Source organism: Pedobacter sp. 01T416_2 (genome assembly GCF_056398925.1).
Map to the genome: position 1 here is coordinate 1 of NZ_JBFTQI010000755.1, position 2,814 is coordinate 2,814.

Here is a 2,814-nt window from a genome sequence, read left to right on the forward strand (position 1 = left end):
ACTCTTTGAGTGGTATCTTTTTGATCTGCCTGCCATTTAGATCGAAGTAAAAGGCATTGGGACGTGCGGAAATAACTATAAATTCGACATTATTCTCCTTTCTAGTGGTAAAGCCATAAAAAACTGTCTTGTCTTTGTTGCTTTTATCTTCTTGTTCTATTTTACTAGCGTTAATTTTTGAGCGAAACTTGCCATCTCTAGTAAAAATCAAGATTGCCTTGGTATCGTAATCAAAAATTACATAATTATCGTCTACGATTTTTAGCTGGCTAATATTTCCAAAAAGGCTCTCTTTTGTAGTTTCGAGGGGAATAAATTCTACTTCGCTAAAAACCTGAGAAACAGCCGCGCCGCGCGCAGTTTGAGGGTCGATACGCAATGTAGCCATTTCAGCGCTATCTATTTTACCTGTTTGTGCAAATGTTGCCGTACAGAAAAACAAATAACCTAAAATAAAAAAGAGCATTTTCATTTGTGTTGGTTAAGATGTTAATATTAGTTTGGATATTAACAGATCGATTTGAACTATGCTACTCCATTAATAGCATATGATTTAAATTCCGGCCGATCTGATAAATATTTTCGAAAATTAATCAATTAAATAATTAGTTGATGGTTCATTTTATGATTTTAACAAGTTTTAACAGCAAAGCTGCAGGATGAGTTAATTTATAGAAGCCTATGGTTAAAATGCAAGTAATTTGGTCTTAACTCAATCCTACTTAATGTCCTTAATTTCTCAATGGTAAAAGGACCTAAATTATTTTGTACACCATTAAGAAATGAAGATAGTTAAGGTTTTGGGTAGCGTCTCCTTAATAGTATCTCATAATTGCTATATTTGTTACCATGACCAAAGAAAATATTCAAGATTTAAGGGACAGAGTAACGTCGCTGAGGAGGTATCTTTGACGTTGATGAGCTACTTTACGCCATCCGCGAAGAAGAAAAATTAACAATGGCTCCCGATTTCTGGGATGACCCTAAAAAAGCAGAAAAAATTCTTGCCGAAATAAGTTCAAAGAAAAAATGGACGGATGGCTTTAACCAAACCAATAATGCGGTTGAAGATGCTGCGGTAATGTTTGAGTTTTTTCAATCGGGCGATGCTTCAGAAGCTGAGCTGCAAGACCAGTTCGAGATCAGTAAAACTGCCGTAGAAGAACTGGAACTTAAAAATATGCTCCGTAGCAAAGAAGACCAACTTTCTGCCGTTTTACAGATTACTGCTGGAGCTGGCGGAACTGAAAGCTGTGATTGGGCTTATATGCTGATGCGCATGTATATGATGTGGGGTGAAAAGAACGGTTATAAAATTACCGAACAGGACAGCCAGGAAGGGGAGGTTGCCGGTATAAAATCGGTAACGCTTCAGTTTGATGGCGATTTCTCATATGGTTATCTGAAAGGCGAAAATGGCGTGCATCGTTTGGTTCGGATTTCTCCATTCGATTCGAATGCCCGTAGGCATACATCTTTCGCTTCTGTTTATGTTTATCCCCTGGTTGACGATACCATACAGATTGATATTAATCCTGCTGATATAGAATTCGAAACATTTAGGGCTGGTGGAGCAGGCGGACAAAACGTAAACAAAGTTGAAACAGCTGTACGTTTATACCACAAACCTTCAGGCATTATTATTAAAAACCAGGAGTCGCGATCGCAATTGCAGAATAAAGAGAATGCTATCCGTTTATTAAAATCTCAATTATATGAAATTGAGGAACGGAAACGTAACGAAGCAATTGCTGCGGTAGAGGGATCGAAAAAGAAAATAGAATGGGGCTCACAGATCAGAAGTTATGTGCTGGATGATAGAAGGGTAAAAGATCACCGGACCAATTATCAAACCTCTAATCCCGATGCGGTTTTAAATGGCGATATTAACGGGTTTTTAAAAGCATATTTAATGGAATTTTAATCTAAAACAAATGGGAAAATCATCCATCCTTATCATGTTATTGTTTATGGCAGTTAACTATTCGAATGCCCAAGAAGTTGTACCGTTATATTCAGGTGAAATTCCGGGCGCTAAAACTACACCTGCTGATTATGTAGAAAATACTGAGGTACGTGCAAATGGTACCTTGAGTGTTACCAAAGTATCGGTACCTACGTTTACGGTTTTCGAAGCACCTAAAAATATCGCTAAAGGAACTGCAGTAATCATTTGTCCGGGCGGTGGTTATGGCGCTTTGGCATTTAGCCATGAAGGAACCGATGTAGCCAAAAGATTTAATGCGATTGGAGTTACCGCTTTTGTATTGAAGTACCGGTTACCGAGCGATCAGATTATGGTTGATAAAACTTATGGCCCATTGCAGGATGCACAGCAGGCCATTTACCTGATTAGGAAAAATGCAAAAAAATATGGGATTAAGGCCAACAAGATCGGGATTATGGGTTTTTCTGCCGGGGGGCATTTTGCCTCAACTTTGGTTGCCCATTATAACGATCTTAAGGTTTCCGATCCGGAAAAGATAGATCTTAGGCCAAATTTCGCTGCATTAATTTATCCTGTAATCAGTTTTGAAGAATCTGTACACACTGGTACGATGAAGAATTTATTGGGCCCAAATCCTGCTGATAGTTTGAAACATTATTTCTCGGCCAATAAAAATGTAACCAGGAAAACACCTCCAACTTTTTTTGTGCATGCTAAAGATGATAAAACTGTTCCTTTCGAAAATAGTGTTTTAATGAACGAAGCGTTAAAGCAGAATAAGGTAGATACTGATATTTATCTGTACGAAAAAGGTGGTCATGGTTTTGGTTTAATCAACAGGACTTCGGATGTAGATTGGTTTAACT

Annotated in this window: 3 protein-coding genes; 2 read left to right on the forward strand and 1 reads right to left on the reverse strand. The window is 38.0% G+C overall.

The genetic code is table 11. The features are described from left to right. Window positions 1-472, reverse strand: a 472-nt coding sequence (locus AC1DPQ_RS23595) for a 6-bladed beta-propeller (RefSeq protein WP_477611056.1), incomplete at its 3' end; no start/stop codon positions are given. 377 nt (window positions 473-849) lie between these two features. On the opposite strand from AC1DPQ_RS23595, the gene prfB reads away from it, so the two are divergent. Further along, a protein-coding gene (gene prfB / locus AC1DPQ_RS23600; protein ID WP_131030342.1) for a peptide chain release factor 2 occupies window positions 850-1,924 on the forward strand; the annotation gives its coding sequence in 2 pieces (ribosomal slippage) (window positions 850-909 and window positions 911-1,924; 1,074 coding nt in all). A 10-nt stretch (window positions 1,925-1,934) separates the two neighbouring features. Then, window positions 1,935-2,814: alpha/beta hydrolase (locus tag AC1DPQ_RS23605; RefSeq protein WP_477611057.1), on the forward strand; the 880-nt coding region annotated here is incomplete at its 3' end.